General features: G+C 69.6%; 27 protein-coding genes and 1 pseudogene. 21 read left to right on the top strand and 7 right to left on the bottom strand.

The window, feature by feature from the left end:
- The first annotated feature begins 55 nt into the window (after positions 1 to 55).
- The 7 genes from FLL47_RS33175 (at position 56) to FLL47_RS33145 (ending at position 4,116) form a co-directional block, all read left to right on the top strand.
- Complete coding sequence (locus FLL47_RS33175; protein ID WP_144126590.1) at positions 56 to 658, top strand: LysE/ArgO family amino acid transporter; 603 nt, start codon at positions 56 to 58, stop codon at positions 656 to 658.
- A 359-nt stretch (positions 659 to 1,017) separates the two neighbouring features.
- The gene (locus FLL47_RS33170; RefSeq protein WP_222106308.1) at positions 1,018 to 1,383 is read left to right on the top strand and encodes a PEP-utilizing enzyme; all 366 of its coding nucleotides are present in this window, start codon (positions 1,018 to 1,020) and stop codon (positions 1,381 to 1,383) included.
- Positions 1,383 to 1,979: a hypothetical protein gene (locus FLL47_RS33165; protein WP_144126589.1), complete on the top strand. Its 597-nt coding sequence runs from the start codon at positions 1,383 to 1,385 to the stop codon at positions 1,977 to 1,979. Before FLL47_RS33170 ends, FLL47_RS33165 begins: the two co-directional genes overlap by 1 nt.
- A gap of 75 nt (positions 1,980 to 2,054) precedes the next feature.
- Positions 2,055 to 2,477, top strand: a complete 423-nt coding sequence (locus FLL47_RS33160; protein WP_144126588.1) for a hypothetical protein — start codon at positions 2,055 to 2,057, stop codon at positions 2,475 to 2,477.
- A 58-nt stretch (positions 2,478 to 2,535) separates the two neighbouring features.
- Positions 2,536 to 3,309: an SGNH/GDSL hydrolase family protein gene (locus tag FLL47_RS33155; RefSeq protein WP_186316056.1), complete on the top strand. Its 774-nt coding sequence runs from the start codon at positions 2,536 to 2,538 to the stop codon at positions 3,307 to 3,309.
- A gap of 83 nt (positions 3,310 to 3,392) precedes the next feature.
- Positions 3,393 to 3,722 carry an STAS domain-containing protein gene (locus tag FLL47_RS33150; protein ID WP_186316055.1) on the top strand — a complete coding sequence of 110 codons (330 nt, stop codon included), beginning with the start codon at positions 3,393 to 3,395 and terminating at the stop codon, positions 3,720 to 3,722.
- A complete protein-coding gene (locus FLL47_RS33145) occupies positions 3,712 to 4,116 on the top strand; it encodes an ATP-binding protein (protein ID WP_144126585.1) in 405 nt (134 codons plus the stop codon). Before FLL47_RS33150 ends, FLL47_RS33145 begins: the two co-directional genes overlap by 11 nt.
- A gap of 15 nt (positions 4,117 to 4,131) precedes the next feature.
- Here the strand turns inward: FLL47_RS33145 and FLL47_RS33140 are convergent, their stop codons facing one another.
- From FLL47_RS33140 to FLL47_RS33130, 3 genes are all read right to left on the bottom strand, one after another.
- Positions 4,132 to 5,673 carry a PP2C family protein-serine/threonine phosphatase gene (locus FLL47_RS33140; RefSeq protein WP_246158976.1) on the bottom strand — a complete coding sequence of 514 codons (1,542 nt, stop codon included), beginning with the start codon at positions 5,671 to 5,673 and terminating at the stop codon, positions 4,132 to 4,134.
- 596 nt (positions 5,674 to 6,269) lie between these two features.
- Positions 6,270 to 7,871 (bottom strand): serine/threonine-protein kinase, encoded by a 1,602-nt coding sequence (locus FLL47_RS33135; protein WP_144126584.1) that lies wholly within the window; start codon positions 7,869 to 7,871, stop codon positions 6,270 to 6,272.
- Positions 7,872 to 8,175: 304 nt separating this feature from the next.
- Positions 8,176 to 8,445 carry a GlsB/YeaQ/YmgE family stress response membrane protein gene (locus FLL47_RS33130; protein WP_144126583.1) on the bottom strand — a complete coding sequence of 90 codons (270 nt, stop codon included), beginning with the start codon at positions 8,443 to 8,445 and terminating at the stop codon, positions 8,176 to 8,178.
- Between the two features lie 391 nt (positions 8,446 to 8,836).
- Here FLL47_RS33130 and FLL47_RS33125 point away from each other — a divergent pair, with 391 nt between their 5' ends.
- Positions 8,837 to 9,166 carry a DUF4288 domain-containing protein gene (locus FLL47_RS33125; protein WP_186316054.1) on the top strand — a complete coding sequence of 110 codons (330 nt, stop codon included), beginning with the start codon at positions 8,837 to 8,839 and terminating at the stop codon, positions 9,164 to 9,166.
- Positions 9,167 to 9,712: 546 nt separating this feature from the next.
- Here the strand turns inward: FLL47_RS33125 and FLL47_RS33120 are convergent.
- Positions 9,713 to 10,081: a low affinity iron permease family protein gene (locus FLL47_RS33120; protein WP_186316053.1), complete on the bottom strand. Its 369-nt coding sequence runs from the start codon at positions 10,079 to 10,081 to the stop codon at positions 9,713 to 9,715.
- A gap of 179 nt (positions 10,082 to 10,260) precedes the next feature.
- Between FLL47_RS33120 and FLL47_RS33115 the strand changes: the two genes are divergently transcribed.
- The 6 genes from FLL47_RS33115 to FLL47_RS33090 all read left to right on the top strand — a co-directional run bounded on the left by FLL47_RS33115 (position 10,261) and on the right by FLL47_RS33090 (position 16,194).
- Entirely contained in the window at positions 10,261 to 10,647 is a 387-nt protein-coding gene (locus FLL47_RS33115; protein WP_144126580.1) for a low affinity iron permease family protein, read from the top strand.
- A 433-nt stretch (positions 10,648 to 11,080) separates the two neighbouring features.
- The gene (locus FLL47_RS33110) at positions 11,081 to 12,985 is read left to right on the top strand and encodes a multicopper oxidase family protein (protein ID WP_144126579.1); all 1,905 of its coding nucleotides are present in this window, start codon (positions 11,081 to 11,083) and stop codon (positions 12,983 to 12,985) included.
- A 228-nt stretch (positions 12,986 to 13,213) separates the two neighbouring features.
- Positions 13,214 to 13,540 (top strand): hypothetical protein, encoded by a 327-nt coding sequence (locus FLL47_RS33105; RefSeq protein ID WP_144126578.1) that lies wholly within the window; start codon positions 13,214 to 13,216, stop codon positions 13,538 to 13,540.
- Between the two features lies 1 nt (position 13,541).
- Positions 13,542 to 13,955 (top strand): STAS domain-containing protein, encoded by a 414-nt coding sequence (locus tag FLL47_RS33100; protein WP_144126577.1) that lies wholly within the window; start codon positions 13,542 to 13,544, stop codon positions 13,953 to 13,955.
- A 287-nt stretch (positions 13,956 to 14,242) separates the two neighbouring features.
- Positions 14,243 to 15,259, top strand: a complete 1,017-nt coding sequence (locus FLL47_RS33095) for an MEDS domain-containing protein (protein ID WP_144126576.1) — start codon at positions 14,243 to 14,245, stop codon at positions 15,257 to 15,259.
- Complete coding sequence (locus FLL47_RS33090) at positions 15,256 to 16,194, top strand: sensor histidine kinase (protein ID WP_144126575.1); 939 nt, start codon at positions 15,256 to 15,258, stop codon at positions 16,192 to 16,194. The genes FLL47_RS33095 and FLL47_RS33090 overlap by 4 nt, the downstream gene beginning before the upstream one ends.
- Positions 16,195 to 16,614: 420 nt before the next feature.
- On the opposite strand, the gene FLL47_RS33085 is transcribed toward FLL47_RS33090, so the two are convergent.
- From FLL47_RS33085 to FLL47_RS33075, 3 genes are all read right to left on the bottom strand, one after another.
- On the bottom strand, positions 16,615 to 17,061 hold the full coding sequence (locus FLL47_RS33085) for a nitroreductase family deazaflavin-dependent oxidoreductase (RefSeq protein ID WP_144126574.1): 447 nt from the start codon (positions 17,059 to 17,061) through the stop codon (positions 16,615 to 16,617).
- Between the two features lie 150 nt (positions 17,062 to 17,211).
- Positions 17,212 to 18,099, bottom strand: a complete 888-nt coding sequence (locus FLL47_RS33080; protein ID WP_186316052.1) for an NAD(P)-dependent oxidoreductase — start codon at positions 18,097 to 18,099, stop codon at positions 17,212 to 17,214.
- Between the two features lie 284 nt (positions 18,100 to 18,383).
- Positions 18,384 to 19,088 carry an SDR family oxidoreductase gene (locus tag FLL47_RS33075; protein WP_144126572.1) on the bottom strand — a complete coding sequence of 235 codons (705 nt, stop codon included), beginning with the start codon at positions 19,086 to 19,088 and terminating at the stop codon, positions 18,384 to 18,386.
- Positions 19,089 to 19,330: 242 nt separating this feature from the next.
- On the opposite strand from FLL47_RS33075, the gene FLL47_RS33070 reads away from it, so the two are divergent.
- The 7 genes and pseudogenes from FLL47_RS33070 to FLL47_RS33045 all read left to right on the top strand — a co-directional run.
- The gene (locus tag FLL47_RS33070; protein WP_246158975.1) at positions 19,331 to 20,482 is read left to right on the top strand and encodes a MalY/PatB family protein; all 1,152 of its coding nucleotides are present in this window, start codon (positions 19,331 to 19,333) and stop codon (positions 20,480 to 20,482) included.
- Positions 20,483 to 20,728: 246 nt separating this feature from the next.
- Positions 20,729 to 21,019, top strand: a complete 291-nt coding sequence (locus FLL47_RS33065; protein WP_342780382.1) for a DUF6458 family protein — start codon at positions 20,729 to 20,731, stop codon at positions 21,017 to 21,019.
- A 99-nt stretch (positions 21,020 to 21,118) separates the two neighbouring features.
- The gene (locus tag FLL47_RS33060) at positions 21,119 to 21,445 is read left to right on the top strand and encodes a hypothetical protein (protein ID WP_144126571.1); all 327 of its coding nucleotides are present in this window, start codon (positions 21,119 to 21,121) and stop codon (positions 21,443 to 21,445) included.
- Positions 21,442 to 23,616 carry a bifunctional polysaccharide deacetylase/glycosyltransferase family 2 protein gene (locus FLL47_RS33055; RefSeq protein ID WP_144126570.1) on the top strand — a complete coding sequence of 725 codons (2,175 nt, stop codon included), beginning with the start codon at positions 21,442 to 21,444 and terminating at the stop codon, positions 23,614 to 23,616. The genes FLL47_RS33060 and FLL47_RS33055 overlap by 4 nt, the downstream gene beginning before the upstream one ends.
- Before the next feature lie 429 nt (positions 23,617 to 24,045).
- Complete coding sequence (locus FLL47_RS45245) at positions 24,046 to 24,288, top strand: DUF6924 domain-containing protein (RefSeq protein WP_425457783.1); 243 nt, start codon at positions 24,046 to 24,048, stop codon at positions 24,286 to 24,288.
- Entirely contained in the window at positions 24,171 to 24,470 is a 300-nt protein-coding gene (locus tag FLL47_RS45240) for a DUF6924 domain-containing protein (protein WP_425457785.1), read from the top strand. Before FLL47_RS45245 ends, FLL47_RS45240 begins: the two co-directional genes overlap by 118 nt.
- Positions 24,471 to 24,659: 189 nt before the next feature.
- Positions 24,660 to 24,857 (top strand): annotated as a pseudogene (locus FLL47_RS33045) (transposase); the annotation flags it as partial.
- Positions 24,858 to 24,995: the final 138 nt, after the last annotated feature.

The following is a 24,995-nucleotide window of genomic DNA, read 5'->3' as shown; positions in this document are numbered from 1 at the left end:
CTTATTAAGAAACATTAGCTGGAGTGGTGCCGCCAAGGACCGTACCGTCGAGAACATGATCTCCTCGCTGCTCGCCGGTTTCACGTCGTCCCTGGCGCTGATCGTGGCCATCGGCAGCCAGAACGCCTTCGTGCTGCGCCAGGGCCTGCGCCGGGAGCACGTGCTGCCGGTCGTGGTTACCTGCGCGGCCGCCGACGCGCTGCTGATCGCGGCGGGGGTCGGCGGGCTCGGCTCGCTCGTCGCCGACCGTCCCGGCCTGCTCGCGGCGATCCGGTGGGGCGGTGCCGCGTTCCTGCTCGGGTACGCGGTGCTGGCGGCGCGGCGCGCGCTGCAGCCCGGCCGCCTCGATCCGCGCGTGGCAGCGGGCACGCCGCTACGCGCCACCCTGCTGACCTGTCTGGCGTTCACTTTCCTCAACCCGCACGTGTACCTCGACACGGTGCTGCTGCTCGGCGGCCTGGCCCTGCGCGACCCCAGCCGGTGGCTGTTCGCGGCCGGTGCGGCACTGGCCAGCGTGGTCTGGTTCACCGCGCTCGGCGCGGGGGCGCACCGGCTGGCCCCGGTCTTGGCCCGGCCCGTGACGTGGCGGGTGCTCGACGTCGTCATCGCCGCGACGATGACCGCGATCGCGATACGGCTGCTGGACGTACTTCCGTGAGCGGCGACGCGGCACTCACGTGCCGCTCGACATCCTGTCCTACTACGACCGTGTCGCCTGGATGAACTCCGGCCACGACGATCCCGGGCATCAGCGCATCAGGCGGGGCTCGCAGGAGCTGGTGCGGGCGCTGACCAGGGCCGAACGAACGCCCGCCCGGTTCGCCGCGTTCCGACACGGTGGACGGCCGGCCGACAGGCCCGCCACACCCCTTCGACCATCCGGGCGGCGTTGCGGCGCCCACGGCGCCCACGGGGGATCGCCGCCCGGATGACCACCAGCAGGTCCGGTGGGACGTTCGCGGTACGGCTCGTTGACAAGCAGCCTGTGGAAAGCGATGCTGGCCGCATGAAGCGATCATGGGACGTCCCGGCACCATGACCGACCGGCCCCCTGTCCTCGTCACCGGCGTGCCCAGCAGTCCCGGCCAGGCCCGCGGACCCGCGAGGCTGATGCGCTCCGTCGACGACTTCGCCCGGATGCGGCCCGGCGACGTGCTCGTGTGCCGGACCACCGACCCGGCCTGGACACCTCTGTTCCGGCTCGCCGCCGCCGTCGTCACCGAGACCGGTGGGCTGCTCAGCCATGCGGCGATCGTCGCCCGCGAGTACCGGATCCCGGCCGTCGTCGGCGCCGCCCACGCGATGTCCCAGCTGGACGACGGGACACCGGTCTGCGTCGACGGCACCCTCGGCACCGTCACCGCGGCGAACGGAACGCCCTGATGCCCCACGCGTCGCCCACCGACCTCCTGGTGCTGCACGCCGTCCGGCTCAAGGGATTCGCCGATACCGACGCCGTCGCCGCCCGCTTCGGCCTCGACGTCGAGCAGACCCGGGAGGACCTGCTCGACGCCCAGGCGTACGGCTGGGTCACCCGCGCCTCCTTCGCCGGCCTGACCGGCTGGTCGCTCGCCGAAGCCGGCCGCCGCCACGGCGAAACCCGGCTGCAGGAGGAACTCGACCGCGTCGGAGCCCGTGACACCGTCACCGCCGTCCACGAGGAGTTCCTCCCCGTCAACTCGCAGGCGACCCAAGCGTTCACGTCATGGCAGCTCGGTTCCATGAACACCGCCACTCCGCCGGTGACGGGCGACGTCTTCGGGCAGCTCACCCAGCTCGCCGCACAGCTTCGACCGCTGGAAGACCGGCTGGTCGCACACCTGGCCCGGTTCGGCGGCTACCACCGCCGCTTCGCCTGGGCGCTGGCCCAGGCCTCGGACGATCCGGTATGGATCACCGGTACGGAGGTCGACTCCTGCCACCGGGTGTGGTTCGAACTCCACGAAGACCTCATCGCCACGCTCAACATCACCCGATAGGCGATCCGGGACCCGCCTCACCCAGTCCGCTCGTCGACCTCGCACGGCCGTACGCCGAGGGTCTAGTCTTCCCGGGTGGACCTGTTGGAGCTGCGGGCCGTCGTGCCCGGACCACGCGCCTTCCTGGACGGCACCGATCCCACGACGGGTGAGCCGGTCCGCTCGACCATCTACAGCGGACACGTCCGCCTGGCCCGCCGGGAGGGCTTCCGCGGCGTGGTGCGCCTCGACGACCTCCAGGAGTTCTCGGTCTTCCTACCCGACAGCCTGCCCTACCCGCAGCCGCCGCAGGCGCTGTCGGTGGAGCTCAGCGTGCGCCGTTTCCGCAGCACAGCCAACATCGCCGCGGTACACGTAGGCGCGTGCGACGAGCGCATCGAGGTGGCCGCCGACCCGCGTGGCGGAGAGCACCGCTGGTTGCGGCTGATCTTCCGGACGCCGGTCTACTCCCACGACCTGGTGGAGCTCAACTATCGGGTGACGGCCCAGTCTCGGTGACCGCCGCATGGCCATGCGCGTGGAGGACCGCGCCCGAACCGCTGTTAGCATCCGCGGCATGGGCCAGATCGCCGTACGTGCCAGCCGCCCCCTCGCGTATGCGCTGGCACCGGTCCTGATCACGCAGGGCGTCCGGGTCCGCCGCCGGACGCCCGTGCTGCCCGAGGCCGGCGGCGAACGGCATGGTGTGGAAGGCGCCGGAGACCGTGACGCGCTGGCCGTCCTGCTGCTCGGCGAATCGACCGCCGCCGGTGTCGGGGTGCCCGCGCAGTCCGACGGGCTTGCCCGTGCACTCGCCGCACGTCTGGCCCGGCACAGCGGACGTCCCGTGAGCTGGCGAGTCGCCGCGCGGACCGGGTCGAACGCCCGGCAGGCGCTGACCGGGCTGCTGCCGCAGGTGCCCGACGAGTCCTTCGACGTCGTGGTGGTCGTGCTCGGCGTCAACGACGTGCTGGAGATGCGGTCGGCGCGCGCGTGGCAGCGCGATGTCGCCGCGCTTGTCGCCGCGCTGCAGGGGCGCCTGCGCCCGGATGGTCGCATCGTGCTGGCCGGTGTTCCGGATCTGGCCGGGTTCCCGTCGCTGCCCCAGCCGACGCGGGCGGTGCTGGCGATGCACGCGCGGCACCTCGACCTTCGCCTCGACCGGGTCGCCGCGGCCGCACCGTCCACAGTCCACGTGCCCTCCCCGCGGATCGACAGCCCCGACCTCTATGCCGAGGACGGTTTCCATCCCAGTGCCGCCGGCTACCGGATGTGGGCGGATCACCTCATGAACGCCGCGACGTCCGCGCCGACCGAGCTTTCGCGACGCGTCCGGAACACGTCTGCCTGAACCGCGGCTGCGGATATGCGTTCCCGGCACCGAAATGCGAGGATGTCGTGACCGGGCGCTGCGGCTAGGTGGGTGGTGAAGTGGTGCCGTTCCGTTTCAGTACGGAGCCGCAGTCAGACCGCATCGTGCTGCGCCTGTTCGGCGACTGCGACCTGTCCAGCCTGCAGGATCTTCAGCAGGCGATCCTGTCCGCGCTCGCGGAATCGCCCGCGGTGCAGATCGACCTCAGCGCCGTCGGCTTCCTCGACTCCAGCGGCATCCATGCCATGGTCCTCGGATACCGCCACGCCGAGCAGCACGGACGCGCGCTGTACGTCACGGGAGCCGGCGGCATGGTCTCGCACGTGCTGAAGATGACCGGAGTCGCCGACCTGCTGGCCCCGCCATCCCCGGGAAATGGCCATGAGCGCTGAACCGCCCGTGTTCGACACCGAGCCGCACCGCATCGCCTACCGCGAGGCCGGGGACCTGGGCAAGCTGCGCACCCACGTCACCTCGTACGCCGAGCGGGCGGGCCTGCCGTCGTCCCGCTCCGGACTGCTGGCGCTCGCCGTCAGCGAGCTGGCCACCAACACCCTGATGTACACCGCCGGCGGCGGGACGATGGTGCTGTGGGCGGAGCCGGGTGAGATCGTCTGCGAGTTGCACGACCAGGGCCCCGTCGGCGGCAGACCGGCGCCGGCTCGGATGCCTGCGGCGGACGCTCCCAGCGGGCGTGGGCTGGCGATCGTGGACCAGGTCTGCGACGAGGTTCGTACGTACCACACCGACAAGGCGACCGTGGTCCAGGTGAGAATGCGGTTGTGACCGGCGTCCGGCCGGTCAGCACCGTACGCGGGCGGCCAGGACACAGGTGTCGTCGTGCGGGTTCGGTCGCGGCAGCAGCGTGGTCAGCGGGCGTGCCGCGTCGCCGCTGAGGAACGCCAGGGCCGAGGTCGCGTCGTGCAGCGTCCGGTCGCCGTCGTCGTCGCGCCGTTCGATCAGGCCGTCGGTGTAGAGCAGCAGCACGTCCTGCGGACGCAACCGCACGCGCCCTTGCGGATACTCGGCCTGTGCCGAGGCACCCAGCAGCAGCCCGTCGAGCCAGGGCAGCGGCCCGGCGTTCCCGGCGCTGCCGAGCAGCGGCATGGGGTGGCCGGCCCGCGCCCAGACCAGCATCCCGTCAGTGGGGTCGTACACGGCGACGACAGCGGTGGCGGTGGTGTTCAGCTGCAGGCACAGCGTATTCATGTGGCGCAGCAGCTGTGCCGGGTCGCCGATCCCGACCGAGGTCCACGCGGTCAGTGAGTAGCGGAGATGGGCCATGGCGGTGGCCGCGGGCAGACCGTGGCCGACGACGTCGCCGATGGCCAGCAGCACCCGGCCCGTCGGCAGGGTGAGCGCGTGGTACCAGTCGCCGCCGACGCGTACGGAGTTCTCGGCCGGCAGGTAGCGCACCAACGCCTGGATGCAGCCCAGCTCGACGACGTCCTCGGGCACCGGCTGGATGATCTGCTGGAGCCGGCCGGCCAGCCGATGTTCGGCCAGCATGGTCAGCTCCTGGGTGTGCAGCTGTGCACGGAGCCGGTCCATCGTGTTGCGGGTCGTCTCACGCGCGGTCACGTCCTGCACGACGCCATAGACTTTCACCGGTTGCCCGGCCGGGTCGCGGGCGATGTCGGCGACCAGCCGCAGGTGCTTGATCTCGTCGCCGACGCGCACGCGCAGGGTCAGGTCGGAGATCGTGCCGCTGTCGAGGATCTGCCAGACCGTCTCGCGCAACGGCCGGTCCTCCGCGACGATCATTTCGGCTTGCGCGCCGCGGCTCAGCGGGCCCAGCGCCGGGTCGCGTTCGAAGACCCGATACATGCCCGGCGACCATGTCGTCTCACCGGTGTTCAGGTCGGTCTCGCCCCAGCCCAGACTGCCCAGCATCTCGGTCTGTTCCAGCCGGCGCAGGTCCTCGTCCAGGCGCTGCCAGTACACCAGCAGGCCGCCGCAGGCCCGGTGCACCGTTATGTCGAACAGCGACGTCGCGACGATGCCGCGCTGGTCGGTGGTGTACCTGAAGTCCGGCAACCGGCCGGGCACACCGTCGGCCAGCACCTGGTGGTACAGCTGCCACAACGGCTCCCCCACCAGCATGGGATACAGCTCCGCCATGGTGCGGCCCACCCGGTCCTGGCCGCTGCGCCCGCCGACGTCATCGGCGCGCGAGCCGGCCGCGGCGATCCGAAAGTCGACCACCGCTCCGTCGCCGTCGGTCACCGGCAGCAGCCAGCTGCAGCTGGCGGGAAGCCCGGACAGCAGTTCACGCACGAACGGCGTCGCCGCCTCGCCGGAGGGAACGCCCGACGCCCCGGGCGCTTCGCCCGCCACGATCACGCCGCCTCCTCCGCATCACCGGTGGTCCCGAGCCTAGCGGTGCCGGACGGGTCGTGGCGCTCACGATCGGGCGGCTATCACCGTGCTGCAGGTCGGGTCGGTGATGCCCATCGCGAAACGCCCACACCAACGGTCACGACAGCCACTCCATGAAGCGGGTCCGCGTGCGGCAGGGCGTCTGGCGAGCAGTGACCGCCATCTCATCGCCGCACTCACCGTAGATGTCGCGACTACTTTCCGTGAAAAAATCTTGGCCGCACCCTGGACGACCGCAGGTCAGACGACATAACGTTTCCACCAGTGGCGCGACGCTCGATGAAGGCCCCAGGGGTCCCAGCGGGCCGGCCCGGCCGGAGAACTCGTTTTCCGGTTGGTGGCGCCGAGCGAAGTGCACAGGGGGATGGGTGGACAGATGCCGTTGGGGGACGGCGTTCACCCGGACAGTGAAAGGCCGGCGGTCGCTGACGGGGGTGAGCGACCGCCGGCCGCACTGTGACCACCGCACCACTCAGATGTTGAATTCGGCGCTCAGACCCAGTCCGCGGCGACAGTCAGTGTTGCCTCGCTGCGCTGCTGAGCGCAGAGATGCCACGAGGTCACGCCTCGCCCTGTGCCGGCGAAGGTGAGAGTGCGGGCGGGCTCGGAACGCTGCTCGGACTGCTGTCCGGGCTGGGCGGGACGGGTTCGGGAGTCACGTCCGGGCTTTGCCGCGGCCCCGGCGTGGGGCCGGCCGGACCTGTCGCCGTGCCGGCCACGGTGGGCGTGCCCGGCTGCGGGGTGATGATTGCTCCCGACGGCCCGAGCAGGGTGGCCGCGCACGGCAACCCGTCGAGCCGGAACGTGGTGGGCAGCGGATTGGCGTTCCGGTAGGTCCCTCTGACGGGCAGGCTCAGCTGAGCGCCGGGGTCCAGCGTCCGGGTGCCGCCGGCAGTGACCGTGCGGGCGTTCTGCTGCCAGTGCGCGTCGGAGAGGATCCTCTGGTCACCGGGCAGATCGAACGAGATCCGGGCGGGAGTCCGGGCGTCGGGCGCCGAGTTGGTGACGGTGATGGTGGCAGCGAAGCGGGTGCCGGTGTCGGCCTCCAGATGGAACACGGCCGCGCATCCTGGCTGCGTACCGCCGGGCGGTCCGGCCGCGGCAGGCGGCGGCTGCGGGTCGGAGGTGCCGAACGCCCACAGCGCCCCGCCGACGGCCAGGCCGCCGAGGGCGACGGCGGCCGCGAGCACGGCGGGGGCCGGGCGGCGGGAACGGGGCGGTGCCGGCGGTTGCCGCCAGGGCAGGATGTGGGTCACCGTGCCCGCGGCACCGGACTCCGCGTACGGCATGGCCGATGGTGCCGCGGCGTCGGTTCCGTCAGCGGCGGTGCCCAGTGCGTCGGCCAGGTGCGTGGCGGTGGGCCTTGCGGCGGGGTCGAGGTCCAAGCAGGCCCCGATCGTGTCGGTGACGCTCGTGGGCAGGCCTGCGATGTCGGGCATCGGCTCCGGCGGGCGCAGGTGTGGCGCGGTGAGCAGACCGACGGGGGTGTCTGCCGGCCAGGGCAGGTGGCCGCTGAGCATGCGGTACAGCAGCACGCCGATGGCGTAGACGTCAGCCGGCGGTTGGACCGGCCGGTTGTCGACGCGTTCCGGGGCGAGGTAGGCCGGCGTGCCGATGAGGTTGCCGTCAGCGTCGAGCTCCTCGCTGCCGGTGGAGGCGCAGATCCCGAAATCGATGATCTTGACGCCGTCGGCGGTGAGCAGGATGTTGCCCGGTGCGACGTCGCGATGGACGATGCCACGCGCATGTGCGGCGGCGAGCCCGTCGGCGGTCTGGGCCGCGATCCTGACGGCCTGCGGCCAGGGCAGGTGACCCTGTTCGGCCAGGGCCTGGCGCACCGGCACTCCGTCGATCAGTTCCATGACAAGGTATGCCGCCGTCGTCTGGCCTGCCTGGCGGTTCACGCCGTAGTCGTAGACCTCGGCGATGTGGCGGTGCCGCAGGCGGGCCAGGGCCTGCGCCTCCACACCCAGGCGCTGCACCGCGAGGTCGTCGGCGAGCATGCCGGGGCTGAGCAGCTTCACCGCGACCATGCGACCGAGCCGTTCGTCGCGGGCGTGCCAGACCGTCGCGGTGCCGCCGCTGCCGACCGGGGTCGTCAACAGGTAGCGGTCGTCGATCAGTGTGCCCGAACGCCATGAACCTTCAGCCGGGGTGCTCATACTCTGACGCCTACCCCGTCACCTTCAGCCACAACCCCGTACGCGCAGGTGGTGCGTGGTCATGTCGTGTCGGAGACCGGTGGCCTGCGCGACCTGGTGCTGCGCGGTCGGCCCATTGACCGTCAGGAGTGCTTACCGTTCCAACGCCCGATCTCCGACGAGGGAAGGGCGGATGGCGCCCGGGGTTGTGGGACCCCCGGGACATCGCCCGGAAGTGAGCGGCTGGCGGCCGATCGACGGCCACGGCTATGGCGCGGGGCCCGAACTCAGTTCGGGCCCCGCGCCATAGCCGTGCGTGCGTGCGTCACACCGTGCTGCGTCCACGGACGCCGGCCAGCAGCGCGACACCGAGTGCAGCAAGTCCGACCTGGAAGACGAGCTCGATCCAGTCGATGCCGTCGGTGACGGCGACGCCGACCGCCTGCGCGATCGCGGTTCCGATCAGCGCGGCCACGATGCCCACGACGATGGTCAGCCAGATCGGCAGACCCTGGCGGCCCGGCACCACGAGCCGGCCGAGCGCGCCGATGACCAGGCCGACGATAAGAGCCGAGATGATTCCGGCGACAGTCATGACCTTCTCTTTTGCGCGTGAGTTCTTATGGCGTGCATCTGCCCGCCGGACGCGGGCGCAAACCTCGTATCGCGACGTCCGCTCGAAGCGTCGTGGGTGAGCCGGCGACCGTGACGGGCCACACCGCATCGAGGCCGGACCAGGTCGAATTTGGCCGCCTTGTAGTCATGGATTTGCATGCCGCACCATAGGGACATGCCCCTGGCGCCCGGCGACGTAATGGAGGCATGGCATGAGCGATAGCTACTCGGCCTTCATTCGACGGGTGCGTCCGGCGAGCCGCAATGCCGTCGGCTGATCGCGCCTAGGCCTGTTGCAAAAATGGATCTTCCTTTGCGATGATCACGGTTTGGCGCGAGGGGATGGCGGACCGGCAATGAGGCATGAGCCGATGGCGTGGTACAGCGCCAGAACCTTCTATAGATGGCTGACCTGGGAAGACCGTCCCTTCGAGGAGCGTGTCGTGCTGTTCCGAGCATCGTCCCTCGACGAGGCCATCGAACTGGCCGAGCGGGAGTCGGCCGAGTACGCCAGGGAGGGCGACCACGAAGTCCTCGACATGGTGCAGGCATACCGGATCTCCGATATGATCTCCGATGGCGACGAGGAGATGGGCGCGGGCACGGAGGTGTTCTCCAAACTGCATGCACTCGACCTCCCAGCCAACGCGTTTCTCGACCGCTACGACTCAGGACCGGCCCACACTCAGACCAGTGAGTGATGTCGTTCGCGAGGTTCGGTCCGACAGCAGGCGTGGACGCCGGCGCTCAACCATCCTCACCTTCACCGCCATGGCCGCTGCGGAAGTGGATCTCGACTTGCGATGATGGCGTGTGATCCGCAGCTCGCCTGTATGTCGTGGGGGCTGCTGGAGGTGCTGAACACCACGATCGGGATCGTGGCCGGCCGGATGTCGTGCTTGACGAAGGAGAGCACCTCGTGCCCCGAGATCCGCGGCAGGTTAGGTCCAGCAGAACCAGGTCCGGTCGCGGCGCGGTGGGGTCCTGGAGGAAGCCCAGCGCCTGCCGGCCGTCGCCGACGTGGAAGATGTCCTCGGCCAGTCCGTGGCTGTCCAGGGCGTTCGCGACGAGTAGCGCGTCGCCGGGATCGTCTTCCACCAGCAGGATCTTCAGCGGTGATCGTTCCGGCATCGCAACTCTTCTCGCTTCAGGTCGCTCGCGGCGCACCGAGGCGGCAGTTCCAACACCGGCCCACGTGCAACGCACCGGGCCGGCTGGATCGCCAGACCGGCCCGCCCGGCTGAGGTTCATCGCGACGACTTCAACTGCTCCTCGAGCTGTTCCTGGTCGCGGAGGGGCCCCTGCTCGGCAGCGATGAGCTCGTCGCGGGCTCCGGTGGTGGCACGCACCAGTTCATCGAGCTTGAGAAGCACCGCACGCGATTCCCGGCCCGTGGTGTGCTGGACGAAGAACACCATGATGAACGTGAACACGCTCGTGACAGCGACCAGCACAGAAATCCAGCGCTCGGTGAAGCCGCCGAACACGCCGCCGGCCAGCCACAGCAACGCCACCGCGACCGCTGCCGCGGCGGCCCAGGCCGATCCGGCCCAGTCCACGACCTGCCGTGCCGCAGCCGAGATCGCGTTGCGGGTCCTGCCTGTTGTCGGCTGCACGTGACACTCCTCCACCGGGTCGGCTGTGACCTCACGCCACTACCCGACCTGCCGCTGGACGAATCTCACGTTTGCCCGTCGTTTCAGAGGACGATCGCACCCTCATGACAAAAGCTCCCCGCCGGCGGTCTGGCGCGCATCCCCCAGAGCACGGCCCCGACAGCATCCTTGTCTCCGAGATGCCCAGCAGCGTCAGCCGCGAGCTCGGTGTATTCGATCGTTTCGCCACCCGCGCATCAGCCTTCTTCTCCAAGGCGTGGTTCTTCACGGCGTGCGTGCTGCTGGTGCTGATCTGGGCTCCGTCGTATTTCGTCATCGGCGAGGTCGACACCTGGCAGCTGATCATCAACACCGCCACGACGATCGTGACCTTCCTGATGGTGGCACTGCTGCAGAACACCCAGACCCGCGCCGACAAGGCTGTCCAGCACAAGCTCAACGCCATCGCCGACGGGCTGGCCGACCTGATGAGCCACGTCGCCGAGGCCGACCGACAGCCGGGCCTGCACAGCGACGTGGACGAGCTCAAAGCCGCGGTCGGACTTGAGGACCGGGAAGGAGCCTGACCACCATCCTGGGCTGTTGCGGGCCGTGGCGGAGAAGCTCGAAGCCCTGATGAAGGCCGCACCCGACTTCGGCGTGATCCAAAGTGGGCTGGCGTGGGTGATCCCGCCGTGAGCTGTCCCGTGCCCGCCCATAAGCCGGCGCGGGGCAGCGGGGGTGCCCGCCCTCTGACGCTTCGTCAGCTGCCGTTCAAGCGTCCATGGATGCGCCGGTGCCCGGCGGTGATGGCACCCGATCCTGGCCGACATCGACCTCGGCCGACCGACTCGTCGCAGCCGATGCATCTCGGAGGCGAGCAGGAAAGCGGCTCGTTTCCCAAGGTCGACTTGCTCGTTCCTCCTGGCAGACGCCGTCCGCGGGGCCGGCGGTCTGCGGAGCGAGGGCTGCTCCGCAACAGCTTCGGGGCTGCCGCGTCCGCGGCGGAAGGTGTGCTACATGGTCGACCGCAGGCGGATTCTTCAGGCGACGGCGGCACTGGGTGCCGTCACGGCGCTCTCCCAGCAGGGCGGCTGGGCCTGGGCGGTAGGGCAGGGCCGGGCGGGCACCTTGAACCCGAACAAGATCCGCAAGTACGTCACGCCGCTGACGGTGCCGTCGGTGATACCGCCCGCGCGCCACGAGGGACGCGGCCCGGCCCACTACCTGGTCGGCGTACGCCAGTTCCGCCAGCAGATCCTGCCGAAGGGCCTGCCGCGTACCACCGTGTGGGGCTACGGGGACGTGTCGAACCCGCGCAGTTTCCGCACCCCGTCAGCCACCATCGAGGCGAGCGTCGACCGTCCGGTCCGGGTCACCTGGGTCAATGAACTCGTCGACGCGTCCGGCGACTTCCGCCCCCACCTTCTGGCGGTGGATCCGACGCTGCACTGGGCCAACCCACCGGGCGGTTCCACCGGTCGGGACACCCAGCCCACCTTCACCTCGACGCCGGGTCCCTATCGGGGGCCCGTGCCGATCGTCACGCACCTGCACGGCGGGCGCTCACTCGAGGACAGCTGCGGCTACCCGGAGGCCTGGTACCTGCCGCAGGCGCGCAACATCCCGCGCGGCCATGCCACAGTGGGCAGCTTCTATGACGAGTTCGGCGACGAATTCGCGCAGCGCCACGGCGACGCCTGGAAGCCGGGCTCGGCGACCTTCCACTACGGCAACGACCAGCGCGCGACGACGCTGTGGTACCACGACCACACCCTCGGCATGACCCGCGTCAACGTCTACGCCGGCCTGGCCGGGTTCTACCTGCTGCGCGGCGGCTCCGGGGACCTGCCGCCCGGGGTGCTCCCGGGGCCCGCGCCAAGGGTGGGCGACCAGCCCGGCACCCGCTACCACGAGATCCCACTGGTCGTACAGGACCGCTCGTTCAACGCCGACGGCTCGCTGTTCTACCCCACCAGCCGCGCCTTCACCGACGATGCGAAACCATACATTCCGGACGGTCCTTTTCCGCCGATCTGGAACCCGGCATTCCTTGCGAACACCATCACGGTCAACGGCAGCACCTGGCCCGTGCTCGAGGTTGAACCGCGCCGCTACCGGTTGCGACTACTCAACGGCTGCAACAGCCGAGTGCTGATCATGAAACTCGTGACGGAGCAGTTGGCGCAGCGCCCAGCGCCGGCGGCGCTGCCGATCTGGCAGATCGGCAACGACGGCGGGTTCCTGCCCGAGCCGATGTCCCTGCGGCAACTGCTGCTCGGCCCGGCCGAGCGCGCCGACGTCATCGTGGACTTCACCGGCCTACGCGAAGGCACCGAGCTGTACCTCGTCAACGAAGGGCCGGACGAGCTCTGCGGCGACGAATTCGACCCGTCGGATCCGGCCACTACCGGCCAGGTCATGAAGTTCACGGTCGGGCGGCTCACCGGCAAGGACCGCAGCGTCCCGCCCGAGGACCTGGACCTGCCCCGGATCCGACCGCTCGGCCGGGCGAGCAAGACCCGCCGACTGGCCCTGGACGAGCAGCTGGGGCAGGACCGGTCGATCAAGATGATGCTCTGCACGATCGACGAGCACGGGCACGCCGACCCGCACCACTGGCACGACTCGATCACCGAGCGGCCGGCGCTGAACGCCACCGAGATCTGGGAGCTGCACAACTGGAGCGCCCATGTCCACCCTATCCACCTCCACGTGGTGCAGTTCGAGGTACTCGGCCGAGGCAAGGACGGCACGCAACCGCCGCGGCCGGGCGACCGCGGCACGAAGGACACCGTCCTCACCTTTCCCGGCGAGATCACGCGGGTGAAGGCGACCTTCGACCTGGCCGGGCGCTACGTGTGGCACTGTCACCTGCTCGAGCACGAGGACAACGACATGATGCGGCCGTTCCGGGTGGGATGACCGCCGGGCCGCCTCGGGGGTCGCGGTGGGTCGGGTGAGTGATCTTGTCAAGGGCTCCCGCCCGCCCCACCCGGCCTGAACAGCCATTACGCAGCCAAGAAGGCCAGGCGCCTGCAGAAGTGCGTGGCGCACAAGTTGTCGCCCTCCCACCGGCTCGTTGACGCACGCCGCCATCGCTGATGATCATCAAGGATTGCGTTCGTCGCAGGTTTATGCGAATCTCGTTTCATGAGTACGCGCAGAGTGGCCGCTGATGTCAAGACCGTGCTGGCTGCCGTCCTCCCGATCCCCGCTGTCGTGACCAGCAGTGACGCGGTGTTGGCGGCGTTGGCGGACGCGCACGCCCGGCGAATGCGGGCCGAGGAGGAGATCCGGCTGCTGCTGGCCTACGGCCGCCAGTTCGTGTATCCGCACCCGTACACGTTCGGCGAGCTGGCGTCGGCGGCGGGCATGTCGGTGTCGGGGGTGCGCACCGCGTACGGACAGCAGGACGTCGACAAGGTCGCGGCAGCGACCGGCCTGGAGCCGGTGCCCTCGGACGGGGAGGAAAGCTGACGTGGAGGTCGCGAAAGTCGACGTGCACGGTGGCGACCCGCGCGAGGCGGTCGTGGCCGTGTCCGGCGAAATCGATCTGGCGGTCCGCGAGGACCTGCTGAACAGCCTGTACGAGACGATCCACACGGCGGATGTCACAAGAGTCGTCGTCGATCTCTCCCAGGTCTCGTTCATGGATTCGACCGGGTTGCATGTCCTGTTCGCCGCCCGCAAGAGGGCACACCGTTCGGGTGTCGCCTTCAACGTCGTCGGAGCCGTCGGCCTGGTCCGCCGGGTGATGGCGGTCACCGGCGTGCTGGAGCTGCTGACCGGTGAGGCGGTCGCGGACGAGCTGGTTGCGCCACCTGCGCCCGCCACCGAAACGTCGCAGGCAGCGGACCCGTCATCGGCGACGCTGTTGCCGAACCCGTGGTAACCGTCAGCCGAACACGTTCTGAAACGACGTGCCGCGTGGTTTCCATGGGTTACCGGGCGCCTGCGGTCTGACATCCACGGCATGGTCGCGCCTTCTGCTGAGGTCGACACCTACCTCGGTCACGGCTGAGGGTGCGCCGGTGCGGCCGAGGCGGCATGCAACGCGAGCGGCAGAACCACCAATCACGGCGATGCGCACGACCGCACCGGGGTGTGCACCCCGCTCAGGGTCCCGTTTGAGGATCCGCGCAGGCGACGTCCCAAGCCCGGCACCGCCGACATCAGCTGGTGTACCGTTCCGAGGACATTCCGCCTTGCGGTCATCCGCGTGTTCTCGTCTGGGCGTCAGGGCGTGCCGAACAGGTCTGGACGATGTCGGGCGGTGATCACATGGCACGAGACAGCATGGCAGGGCAGCTCGAGCTCGGCGATCACATCTGTTCGTTCGTCGACGGCGTCGGCGATGTTCTCGACGTGATGGCGCAGACGCTCGCCGCCGGACTCGACGCCGGCGACAAGGTCATGATGTTCACCGGATCGCTGCTGCCGCCTACGGCGGTTCAGACCGGGATCGACGAGCTCCCCATCGTGACATCGGCTGCCCGGCGGTCAGGACAGGTTGAGGTGCTGTCAGCCCGGGAGGCGTATCTGCCGGCCGGTCGGTTCGAGCCCGACCGGCTGCTCGAAACTCTGATGGGGCACATCGACCAGACCATCCGCGACGGCTACCGCGGGCTGCGGCTGGTCGGCGATATGACCTGGGCGCTGGCCGAACCCCCCGGAGTCGATCAACTGGCCGGGTACGAGGCGCAGGTCAACCAGCTCTACCTGGACGGGCAGGCGCTGGGAGTCTGCCTCTACGACCGGCGTGCCTTCCCCCGCGAACTGCTACGACAGGTGACGTGCGCGCATCCGGCATCGATCGCCGGCCACGTCAAGACCGGATGGGCGCCGCTGCTGCGTATAAGCCGCACGACAGACCCCTACGGGCTCCGGTTGATCGGTGAGGCCGACCTCAGCAACCGCCAGGCGATCGCCGCCACGCTGGAAGCCGTACTGGACCAACAACCCGACCCGGCCGCCCCGATCCTGATCGACGTCGCGGGCCTGCGCTTCGCCGACGCCGCAGCCACCGCCATGCTCGGCCAGCTGGCGCAGCGCGCACCGAACGGTGTCCACCTCGCCGGTGCCCAACCGGCGATATCGACGGTCCTCGACCGGCTCGGTGTCGCACAGCTACCCAAGATGCGCCTGGTCCACGCCACCGGCGGCACTGGCACGGCAAGTACGGAGATGGCCGCATGACCACCGCCACCGTGGAGGGGTTCGTCCACCCAGCGCTGCTCTACCGCAACGACGAGGAGTACCTGGCGGGCACCGTGTCCTTCATCCGCGACGGCCTGAGTCTCGGGGAACCGGTCGCAGTCGCCGTTCCCGGCCCGAACCTGCGACTGATCCGAGACGCCCTAGGTGCCGACGCCGAGCAGGTGCTGCTGCGCGACATGACGGTCGTCGGCCGCAACCCGGGCCGGATCATCCCCACCGTCCTGCTCGCCTTCGCCAACGCCCACCCCGGACGTCGAGTGCGCCTGATCGGCGAGCCCATCTGGGCCGGCCGCAGCGCCGCGGAGTACCCGGCCTGCGCCCAGCACGAAGCCCTCATCAACGCCGCATTCACCGGCCGACGGGCCACGATTCTGTGCCCGTACAACACTGAGCTGCTCGATCCAGTGTGGATCGAGGATGCCCACCGGACACACCCGGTCATGCTGGACGCCACCCGCCGCTTCGACAGCGTCCACTACGACGATCCGGTGGCGGTCGCGGCGGGCTTCAACCGACCGCTGCCTGCCCCGCCGGCCGACGCGGTGACCGTCACCGTCGACCTGTACACCCTCGCGGCGGTACGCCGCTTCGTCGCCGAGCACGCCGAGCAGGCCGGCATGACACGCGAGCAGGTCGCCGATCTCACCATCGCGATCAGTGAACTGGCCACCAATGCCGTCAAGTACGGCGGCGGCACCGGCGAACTCGCGCTCTGGCACGACGCAGACCACCTCGTCTGCCAGCTGACCGACCGAGGGCACCTCAGCGATCCCCTTGCCGGGCGGATCCCGGTGCCGGCACACGCGCCTGACGGCGGAAGAGGGCTGCTGCTGGTCAACCAGCTCTGCGATCTGGTGCGGGTGCACACCACCCCCGCGGGCACCTGCACCCGGATCCACCTACGCCACCGATAGGCGGTCGACGCTCTTGCGGCTCAGGGCATCGGCTTTCCGCCGGTCACCGGATGACCACCCGGCGATGCAGCCGACTTCGTAGGAGGTGAGCTGGACGTACGCCGTCTGGTCACCGGCCGACCCGTGAGCGTCGCCGCCGGACGGCCCGGCCGGCGAAGTAACCGAGGATGGCGACCGTCACGGCAGCGACAGGCAGCACAAGGAGTACTTCTGTGATGTTGATGTTCGCGAGCACCCCGCGAGGATAGGGGTAAGCAGCCAAGCGTGTGACCCCGGCTCCGTCGGACGGTTGATGTCGTCGATACGTCGCATCCGCCGAGGTCCGCCGCAAGGCGGAAACGCCTGGCTACGCCGCTTCCCCACCTGAACGGGCGACGGAACCTAGAAGTGATCTTGGCCATGTGCCTCAGGCTCGACCGCTCAGTTGCCGGTCGGTTCCAGGACGAAGACGGGGATCTCGCGGTCGGTCTTCTGCTGGTAGTCGGCGTACGGCGGATACGCCGCGACCGCCCGGTCCCACCACTGCGCCTTCTCCTCCCCGGTCACCTCGCGGGCCGTCATCTCCTGGCGCCGGGGCCCGTCCTGGAGTTCCACCGTGGGGTGCTGCCGGACGTTGTAGTACCAGACGGGATGCTTGGGCGCTCCGCCCAGCGAGGCCACCACGGCGTACCGGCCGTCGTGCTCGACGCGCATCAGCGGAGTCTTGCGGATCTTGCCGCTCTTGGCGCCCAGCGTGGCCAGGATGATCACCGGCAGGCCGGTGTCCATGAGCGTCGTGCCCTGGGTGCCGCCGGAACTCTCGTAAAGTTCCACCTGATCGCGCACCCACTTCTCCGGACTGGGTTCGTACTCACCCTCAAGTGGCATGGCATCCGTCCATTCACTGTCGCTTTCCTCGTCCTACGGTGCCTCGAATCGCGCCGCCGGACCGAGCGTTTCCAAGATTTCAACAACAGCTCTGGGCGGGCAGCACGCGGCGCACCGGGCCAGCCGCGTGCTTCGCGATCGGTGCGGCCGTCACGGCCGCGCCGACCCGGTGGGCAGCTGCTGCAGCACTTCGATCATGATGGCGATGTCGCGGTCGGCATGTCCCAGCTCACGAGCTTTGGTGAGCAGTGCGTCGGTGACCTGCGCCGCCGGCATTGCCACGCCGAGCGTGTCGGCGGTGGCAAGGGCCAGGCGGATGTCCTTCTGCATCAGCGCCACGTCGAACCACGGATCGGCCCGCGGGTCGAGCAGGAAATCAGCCCGGGCCCGCAGCGACCGCGAACCGATGGCGCTGCCGTTCATCACCTCGATCGCCTTCTTGCGGTCGACGCCGCCGCGCTCGGCCAGCAGCACGCCTTCACAGAACGCCAGCAGTTGCGCAGCCAGGCTGTCGTTGATGGCCAGCTTGAGCAGCAGCGCCTCGGCGTTGCCACCGACATGGGTCACCTGTTGGCCAAGCTGGTGCAGCAGCGGTTCGACCGCGTGGAACGGTTCGGTGTCGCCGCCGACCATGATGGCGAGGCTGCCCTGCTCGACGGCGTGGACGCTGCCGGAGACCGGGGCGGCTAGCATGTGCGCGCCGGTCGCGCGAACCTGGTCGCTGAGCCCGCTGCTGGCAGCCGGGCTCACCGTGCTCATGTCGAGGTAGATCTTTCCGGGTCCCAGGCCGGCGAGGATCCCGGCCGAACCCGCCGTGATCGACTCCAGGGCGGCGTCGTCGGTCACCATGCTGAAGACGACCTGCGCCGCGGCGGCGACCTCCCGTGGCGTGCCGCACCAGATGAGACCGCGTTCGATCAGCGGTTCCGCCTTGGCCCGGGTGCGGTTGGTGCCGTACACCCGGTTCCCCAGCCCGAGCAGGCGCCCGGCCATCCGGCCACCCATCGCTCCGAGGCCGACGTAACCGATCGTGTTCATCACATGCCCCTTTCCCGCCTGCCCGCGATCTCGCGCCGCACGCGGGGCGCCCATGCCCGCCGCACACTCATGGAAACCGTACGCCCGGTTTCGTTATGTGCGCTGCCGGATCATCAGCTCCGATCGAGGAGCAGCCTCGCGGCGACCGTCACCCCGTCCGGCGAGACGGACACCGGTGGAGCGCCGGAGTCGGACCTGGGCGGGGCGGCGGCTCCCTGTCGACGCCGGCCCATCCCTGCTGGCGCAGGATCTCGTCACGGCTCGACCATCGGCGGCGGGTGTGGTCACCAGGGAATCGGGCCCTCCGCGTTGAAGAACCCGCCGCTCGGCCCCTCCGGATCCAGAGTGGCGAACCGCACCACCACTGCCGCTGCCTCGGCCGCGGTCCGAGTCGCGCCGGGTGACATCTCCGTCAACGTATACCCGGGATCGACCGCATTGACCTTTATGGCGGTGGACCGTAGCTCGACTGCGAACTGGACAGTCAGCGCATTGACCGCGGACTTCGACGACGGGTAGGCGGCGGCATTCCATTCGTCCGGCCACTCGGAGCTGGTCAGACTCAGCGAGGCAGATCCAGACGAGACGTTGACGATGCGGCCGCCGGCCGACGCCCGCAGCAACGGAAGCATCAGTGTCGTCACCGTGAAGACACCGATCACATTGGTCTCGAACGTGCGCCGGAACGAATCGACCGGCAACTGGCTGGGCCGGGCATCGTCGATGGCGATGGCCGCGTTGTTGATCAGCGCGTCCAGCCGTCCGAACCGGCGATCGATCCATCCAGCGGCCGCCCGAACCGTCGCTTCATCGGTCACGTCCAGCTCGACGTACTCGGCGACTACGCCGTCCTCGGACAGCCGTGCGACCGCCGCTGCGCCCAGCCCGCGATCACGCGAGGCGACGATCGGCACGTATCCCGACCGCCCGAGCTGGCGGGCAACCTCGAAACCAATACCCCGATTCGCCCCGGTCACCAGAGCGACCATGCCTTCCCTATGGCGCACCCGGTGATCCTAATCGTGGATCGTGACGATTGCGCTGCCGCGAACTCGTCGGCGCACCTGCTGCAGATCCGGTCGCGCCGAAACGGCAGCACGGCCATGCCGTGCTCGACTGGCGAATCCGGCCCGTGACGGAAACTGCCCGGTGGAGGATGGGAGGTATGGCACTGACACTCACGGCAGGCGCAAGGTGCCGTGTCCAGGATCCTTCTGGGCGATGACGAGCTGTGACACCGTCCGTCGAGCCGGTTCTGGACGTGCCGTGGGCGCAGCTGCGGCGGCGGACCAGCATGAAGTGGCGCCGGTTCGGCCCCGACGTGCTGCCGATGTGGGTGGCCGAGATGGACGTGCACCTCGCCGAGCCGGTCGTGCGGGCGGTGGTCGACGCGATCGCTCTCGGCGACACGGGCTACCCCGAGGGCCGGCCGTATCCCGAGGCACTCGCCCGGTTCGCGGCCGATCGATGGGGATGGACGTTGAACCCCGAGCAGGGTGTCACCGTGCCCGACGTGACAGCGGGCATCGGCGAGGTCCTGAAGGCCGTCACGCGCCGGGGCGACGCGGTAGTGGTCAACCCGCCTGTCTACACGCCCTTCTTCCAGCTCATCGAGAACATCGAGCGGCGCGTCGTGCCGGTCCCGCTGGGCTCTGGTCACCGCTTGGACCTGCCCGCACTCGACGCGGCCTTCCGTGCCGCGACCGGCACCGGCGGCACGGCGGCCTATCTGCTGTGCAGCCCGCACAACCCCACCGGCACCGCACACACCCGCGATGAGCTGGCGGCGGTGGCCGAGTTGGCCGGCCGACACCGCGTACGTGTCGTCGTCGACGAGGTCCACGCGCCACTCATGTACCCCGGACAGCCTCACGTGCCCTACCTGTCGCTGCCGGGTTCCGATGAGGCGTTCGCGGTGCTGTCGGCATCCAAGGCGTGGAACCTGGTCGCGTTCAAGGCCGCCGTCGTCGTAGCCGGTCCCCGAGCGGTCGCCGACCTCGGCCGCATTCCCGAGCAGGTGCGCGAGGCGGCCAGCCACCTGGGCGTCATCGCCCACAGCGCCGCGCTGGACCACGGCCGCGACTGGCTCGACAACCTGCTGGCCGACCTCGACGGCAACCGCCGGCTGCTGGGCGAACTGCTGGCAGAGCACCTGCCCGCGATCGCCCACCATCCGCCACAGGCCACCTACCTGGCCTGGCTGGACTGCCACGCGCTGGATCTCGCCGACGACCCGGCCCGGATTTTCCTCGACCGCGGGCGCGTCGCGCTCAGCTCCGGACCGGAGTACGGGCCCGGCGGCGAGGGCCACGCCCGCCTCAACTTCGCCACCTCGCCGCAACTGCTCGCCGAGGGCGTCCGACGCATGGCGGCATCGCTCTGATCCCGACCTCCGTGCCACCGATCCGGCAGATGCCGGCCAGGCGTTCGCGCCCGCCGACGGCCTCGCGGACGGCAGCGCAACTCCCGCGCAACACAGCCGGGCTGATTGATTGGCGGCACCCGGAAGGACGATAAGCGCAGCAGGTGCTTTCGATGTCACTTGGTTGTGACATAACCGATAAGGCCACGGGCTGCGATACGCATCCGTGCAGGTCAGAGCCCTGCTGGATATCCGGCCTTCGTTTCGGTGTTCGCGGCGGGGGTATCCCGGCTGCTGAGCAGGACGCTCGCAGCCTGGAAGGAGACCCTCATGGGTATCGGTGCCAGCATCTTTCTGATCGTCGTCGGCGCGATCCTCACGTTCGCGCTGGACTTCGACATCGGCGGTATCGACATCGACGTCATCGGCGTGATTTTCATGATCGGTGGTGTTGTCGGCCTCATCTTCACCGCGCTGATCTGGGGACCGCGCAGACGTGCCGTGGTGACCCGCGAACCGACCGAGTACCGCACGGTCGAGGAACGCTCGGAGTTCTAACCCCATGGCACCGGCCGCGACATGGTCTCGGCCGGTGCCGCTTTCCTGCCGCCGGCTCCCTGATCAGTTGTCCCATGTGAGATCGAAAGGCGCGATGCCGTGAGTGGCAGCAACCAGGTGGGCCGGGCCAAGGTGTGGCGGCATGTCGGGCGGGCCCGGATCAACGCCGATGGCGTGGCAAAGGTCGTCCCCGCTGAGCTGACGGCCGTCATGGTGGTGCCGGACCCAGCAGCCCCGGTGTTCGTCGACGACAGCGGCCGGCGCAGGCGCCGCATCCGCGCCATCGCATTCGTCCTCGCTTGCGCGGTGGCGGTGCTGGCCACGGTGGCCTGGCTGAGCCTGTCGGCAGGGACCGTGCGCCCCACCCCCGCCGCCACCTGCGCCCCGGCCGGCGACGGTCCCTCCCCGCGGTGCGGTCGACGATGACGCTGTACGCGAGCAGCAACCGGCCCGCAGACGACCCGACCACCACCGGGTTCCTCAGCACCCGCAGACCGGCCGGCCGAGGAATCCGCATCCTGGTGTTGCTGACCCTGGTGGTGATCGTCGCTGCGCTACTGCTGGTCGAGGCGTACGCCAACGCGTCGTTTGCGCCGGACGCCTCCTCGGCGCCCGATCAGCCCGCCTCGGCCGTGCCCGCTGCTGTCCGCGACGGCGGCCCGGTCCTTGCTCCTGCCGGCTCCAAACCACAAACCTGGCGGCCCGCGAAGCGGACGGTCGCGCTGACCTTCGACGACGGCCCTGACCCCACCTGGACTCCCCGGATCCTCGACGTGCTCGCCCGCACCGGCACCCGGGCCACGTTCTTCGTCGTCGGATCGCAGGTCGCCCGCTACCCGGACCTGGCCCGGCGCATCGTGGCTGAAGGACACGAGATCGGAGTTCACACGTTCAGCCATCCCGACCTGTCAGCGATCCCCGCGTGGCGCCGCGATCTGGAGTACTCCCAGACGCAACTGGCGATCGCGTATGCCACGGGCGTGACGACGTCGCTTTTCCGGCCGCCCTACTCTTCTTCCACTGACGCGGTCGGTGACAGCGACTGGCAGGTCATGCGTGAGGCGGCCGCTCAGGGTTACCTCAACGTGCTCGAAGACGCCGACAGCCGCGACTGGGCCAGGCCCGGGGCGCAGGCGATCGCCGCCAACGCCACCCCTGGCGGAGGGCGCGGGGCGATCGTGCTGCTGCATGACGCGGGCGGAGACCGGTCCCAGACCGTCGCCGCGCTCGAACGCTACATCCCCTCGATGCGCGAGAACGGCTACCGCTTTACGACCGTTTCGCAGTCCCTGCAGACGCCGATCGCCACCGCGGTCAACCCGCTGGCCACAGCCGGCCAGAAGTGGCGTGGCGGCGCCTTGGTGTGGACGATCCGCGCCGCCGACGGGCTCATGGTCGTCTTGTGGTGGCTGCTGGTGGTCGTCGGTGTCCTGACGCTGGCCCGCACCCTGCTGCTGTTCGCCGTCGCGGTCCGCCACGCCCGCCGCCGCCGCGCGCCCGCGTTCACGTGGGGGCCGCCCGTCGACGAGCCGGTGTCGGTCATCGTGCCGGCGTTCAACGAGCAGCACACCATCGCCGCGACCGTACGCACGCTCGCCGCGTCCGACCATCCGAGCATGGAGATCATCGTCGTGGACGACGAGTCCACCGATGCCACGGCCGCCGCTGTCGATGCTCTGGGCATCGACGACGTACGGCTGGTGCGGGTCCCGTCCGGTGGCAAGGCACTGGCCCTCAACACCGGAGTCGCGCTGGCCAGACATGACCTGATCGTCATGGTCGACGCCGACACCATCGTCGAGCCCGACGCGTTGCGCCACCTCGTGCAGCCCTTCGCCGACCCGACCGTCGGGGCCGTGGCCGGCAACGTCAAGGTCGGCAACCGCCGTCGGCTGCTACCGCGCTGGCAGCACATCGAATACGTAATCGGATTCAACCTCGACCGCCGGCTCTACGATGCACTCGGTTGCATCCCCACCATCCCCGGCGCCCTCGGCGCCTTCCGCCGGCAGGCCCTCACCGACGCTGGCGGCCTGAGCATCGACACCCTCGCCGAGGACACCGACCTGACCATGGCGGTCCTGCGCCAGGGCTGGCGTGTGGTCTACGAGGAGACCGCCCGCTCCCACACCGAGGCGCCGAACACGCTGCGCCAGCTTTGGCAGCAGCGGTACCGGTGGAGCTACGGCACCATGCAGGCGATGTGGAAACACCGCCGCTCGGTCATCGAGCCCGGCGCCTCTGGGCGCTTTGGCCGACGTGGGCTGCCCCTGATCGCGCTGTTCAGCGTCGTACTGCCGCTGTTCGGCCCGATTTTGGACCTCATGACCGTGTTCGGCGTTTTCTTCCTCGACCGCTGGAGCACCCTGATCGGCTGGCTGGCAGTTCTGGCCATCCAGGCCGTCACCGCCATACTCGCGTTTCGGCTCGACCGGGAGCCGCTGCGGCCGCTGTGGGCACTGCCGCTGCAGCAGTTCGCTTACCGGCAGATCATGTACGCGGTGCTGTTGCGCTCAGCGGTGACAGCCGTGGCTGGACGGCGCCTGCGCTGGCAGAAGCTCAAGCGAAGCGCCGAGGTCGCGGCCAGCGCCGGATGAGCTCATTGGCGGCCGGAGCCGGACGATGCCCGGCCTGGAGACGCTCACAGCACGGCGGGCATCGTGCGACCGACGGCGGCGCGCAGTCGGTGCAGCTGTCGGCCGCGCGGGGGCACGTTCGCGCGGCGGGCCATGGTCAGGCCTGCGACGGCGCAGGGCGTTGCCGAGGGCGGCGTGCGGCACGGTGGCGGCGGCGGCGGCGCATCACCGGACCTCGGCGACGGCGACCGTGCCGCCGAGCACCGAGACCGCGTACACCAGACAAAGATCGCCGGAAGGGCACCAGGCGATCATCGCGAGCGCCGCGGCCAGCACGCGTGGGCGAGTTGGGTGGCGATGAGCAGGGGTCGCGTGTGCAGCCGGTCGGCGAGCACGCCGCCTAGGCCGCGTTTTCAAAGTGGGTAGGTTCGGGATGGGAAGATCACGGACATGGCCTCCCTGCCTCAGCCCGAGGATTTGACGTCTCTGGTCCTGCGATCAGACTTTGGCGACGACGCAGCTTGGGAAGCGGTCAAGGCTGCGGTCGACGGCTCCGGCGGACACCGCAGCGCGACATACGTCAGCGATCCGGCATACGCCGGGGTGTCAGTTCAGGCACTGGTCGAGGCAGATGCCGCAGCCGACGACGGGGACAGGGTCACTTACTGTTCCTGGCCGATGCCGTCTGCATGACTGACGAGGAGCACCTGCTGCTCGCGGTTGACCTCTTCGACGAACCCGGGCGTTCCTTCCGGTTGCCACCCCGCTGGTTCCCGGACGTCTCCACCAATCTGAGCATCGCGAACCTGGACTTCGCCGATTTCGCAGACACCGCAGACGAGTTCGGCACGTTTCGGGGCTTCGACGGCAGGTGACCTGCGAGGGACCTGGTTGCATAGAAGGCTTGCGCGTAAATGATCGACAAGCGGCGAGGTCTCCCGAAGACCGTTCAACGACCAAGAGGAACGAAACCGGAGACCTCATGGCCACCATACCGGCGGCGAGGCGGCACGACCTGACCGACGCGCAATGGGCGGCGCTGGAACCGCTGCTGCCAAGGCCAGAAGCCCCTCGCCGTGGTGGTGACCGGTGGGCAGCGTGGTGACAGTCCGCAGTTCACCCGGGTACTGGCCCGCATCCGGGTACCACGCCCTGGCGGCGGGCGTCCGCGCACCCGCCCGGACCGGGTCCTGGCCGACAAGGCGTACACCTCGGCCGCCAACCGGGAACACCTGCGACGACGCGGGATCAAGGCGAGCATCGGGCGGCCGAGCTGGTCTGGGTGAGTACGTGCCAGTTGACGCCGAGGACCTGCAAGAAGGCGCAGGCGGTCGCCCCCGGGCGACCACGCGCCGCATCTGTTTCAACAGGCCCCAGCCGGGTATGACGCCAGTCGACCC

Source organism: Catellatospora sichuanensis (assembly GCF_007483665.1).
GTDB lineage: Bacteria > Actinomycetota > Actinomycetes > Mycobacteriales > Micromonosporaceae > Catellatospora > Catellatospora sichuanensis.
Note: the sequence above shows the minus strand (reverse complement) of the source record. Positions and strands in the feature narration are given on the sequence as shown.